Raw genomic sequence first — 2,841 nt, forward strand, 5'->3', positions numbered from 1 at the left:
AAGAAAAACGAGAAGTGAATCAAAAAATGATAAATGAAATTGAAGCAGACATATAAAAAATAAAACGCTGACTCAAAAAAGAGTGAGCGTTTTTTTATTTTTATTCACGACTTTAAATTTTAGATTTCTTTTTAACTTTTAAAATTATTTTTCGAAGTTGGTCTAAAAAATTTTCAGGCGTTAAAATTTTTTTAGCTCATGTTGAAAAAAATTTTGTCGAACTCTGAAAATAATTTTTTAATTCTGTTTCGACTTTTGAAATAATTTTTTTGAAGTTGCTCTAAAAATTTTTTTAGCTTTGGAATTTTTTTGAGTGCATGTTCAAAAATTTTTGTAGAGTCTTAAAAAAATTTGGATGTTCTTTACTTAGCAAAATCAAAAAACGTACCAAAAACGTACGTTTTTATTGGTACGTTTCGAGTACGTTTTTAGTACGTTTAGCGTACGTAAGGCCCTTTTTTAGCGCATCATTTTGGAAACCCATTTGACACTGTCAAATCAATGCTTATAGCAAATCTTGGTACGTGAAACGTACCAAATTTGTGCACGTTTCCCTTATGCTCTTTGCTTTGTTTGTAGTGTCATTATACACCATGAATTAGAAGTATTAACTGATAGTTTTAGTGTTTTTTGACCCGTGTTTGATGAAAATTTTTTAGATTTTAAAATTTTTTTGGAGACGTGTTCAAATTTTTTCGTGAAACTTTGAAAAAAGTTTTGTGATTTCATTTCGATTTTGGAAATTATTTTTTGAAGTTGGTCTAAAAATTTTTTCAGGTGTTAATTTTTTTTGAGTCGATCTTTGGAAAAATTTTAGATTTCGTTTTGAGTTTTTGAATTATTTTTTTGAAATGACTCAAAAAATTTTTTAGAGCTTTTAAAATTTTTGAGTCACGTTTCTAAATTTTTTCGTCGAAGTTTGAAAATATTTTGTGATTTTATTTCAGATTTTGAAATTATTTTTTCGAGGTTGTTCTAAAAAATATTCGAGTTTCTAAAATTTTATAACTTCTCAGAAGAAAAGAGAGGGTGTTTTTAGAAGCGTTTTAAAAAATAGTACTAAAAAGACATTAAAAAAAGCCACAAAAGAATGTGGCTTTTAAAACGGAAAAAAAGAAAGGAATTAATGATAATTAGAGAAAGACCACTGATTCAATTATAACAGAGCATTTATGCCGAGAAAATTTATTGATGTTGAGAAGAACCCTTAACTAAACTTGGAGACGAATGTCGGCATAGCGTGAGCTATTAAGCCGACGATTCGACAAGTTTAGGGATTGTTAAGGGTTCGGAGGCTCAACGTCAATAAAGGAATTGGAATAAAGCGATATTATGATAAAGTGTGTGTGGGGATGTTTAATAAGGGTCTGTTTACATTTTGAAAGGGGTCTACTTAATGTATAAAAAACTATTAGCTTCACTATCTGTTACAGGATTATTATTTACTTCAAGCGTTGGAATAGCTGACTATCACGTTAATAGTGTAAATGCTCAAGAAGAAAAATCTACTAAAGCTCAAGTTAAAGTTGTTAAAATTAATGATGGACAATTTAAAGTTGTGCCTAATAAATATGCTGAAGGTAAAGTTAAGGATGGCGAAGCCACTATAGTTGATAAAAATACTGGTAAGTCTGAGAAATTACCTGTAAAAGTTAAAAATAAAAATAATAAACAAGCTAACGTTAGTTATAAAATCGTTGATAATAACATAGTGGGAGATGTTAAATTATCTGAGGATAGTGGAACTGCTGAGCGCAAAACTAATTGGAAAAAATGTGCCTTAGGTACTGGCGGTTCTGCACTAGGTGGCGCTGGTGGTGGAGCTGCTAGTGGTGCAGGATATGGAGCTATTGGTGCAACACCAGTTTCTGTAGGAGTTGGTTCTGCTATTGGTGGAGTAATAGGTGGTGTATCTTCTGGAATGGTAGGAGCAGCTGCTAGTTGTTTCGATTAAAAAAAGGTAAAACTATTTTGCTAATGATTGTTGGCATTTTGTTAGCGTGTATAACTCTGCCATTTACTATTGGATTCTTATCCTTATTTTTTATATTTCCACCGGTATTTTTATTATTTTTAAATTTATTTGTATTTCGAGAAGATAAATAAATGTTTTAGCAAAAAAGCACCTAATTTTAGGTGCTTTTTTTTACGTTTTTAAGACGAGTGAAACGAGTCTTTTCTTATCTTGATAATAAGGGTAACTATTTCGATTTAGGACGATAGCATTTAATCCCTTGTCATATATGGTTTCAGGCACAAAAAAAGTTGCTTTTTCGTACCTAGTATAGTAGAGTTTATGGTGACCTAACCAAAACTTTACATGAAAGGAGAAAAAGCAACTTTTTTTGTTATAAAACTTTGTATACAACTTAGTTGTTTTTACAGTGATTTAATATATGGAAAAGTATACTGAGAAAAAACAAAGAAATCAAGTATTTCAAAAATTTATTCATCGACATGTTAAAGAGGGGCAAATGGATTTGATTAAAAACTGTAATACGTTTTTGAATTTTGTGGCTGATAAAACATTAGATAAGAAAAAATTATACAAAGCAAATCCATGTAAAAATCGATTTTGTCCGGTGTGTGCGTGGCGTAAAGCACGTAAAGATGCGTTAGGGCTGTCGTTGATGATGCAGTATATTCAACAAGAGGAGTCAAAATCATTTATATTTTTGACGCTTACGACACCAAATGTTACAGCTGAGCATTTAGAAGGTGAAATACAAAAGTATAATAAGTCATTTAAAAAGATGATTGAGCGTAAAAAGATTAAGTCTATTACGAAAGGTTATGTTCGTAAATTAGAAGTCACGTATAATGCGGAACGTGATGACTATC

At 30.4% G+C, this 2,841-nt stretch carries 2 protein-coding genes; both read left to right on the forward strand.

The window, feature by feature from the left end; all coding sequences use genetic code 11:
- The first annotated feature begins 1,396 nt into the window (after positions 1-1,396).
- Complete coding sequence (locus tag CD155_RS09770) at positions 1,397-1,954, forward strand: hypothetical protein (protein WP_103213218.1); 558 nt, start codon at positions 1,397-1,399, stop codon at positions 1,952-1,954.
- 442 nt (positions 1,955-2,396) lie between these two features.
- On the forward strand, positions 2,397-2,841 hold a 445-nt coding region (locus CD155_RS09775), incomplete at its 3' end, for a protein rep (protein WP_180991835.1).

This window comes from Staphylococcus caprae (genome assembly GCF_002902725.1).
In the GTDB taxonomy this organism is placed as follows: domain Bacteria; phylum Bacillota; class Bacilli; order Staphylococcales; family Staphylococcaceae; genus Staphylococcus; species Staphylococcus caprae.

Bases quoted from the DNA above. Each gene is read 5' to 3' on its own strand.
- CD155_RS09770 (WP_103213218.1), top strand. From the start codon at position 1,397: ATGTATAAAAAACTATTAGCTTCACTATCTGTTACAGGATTATTATTT.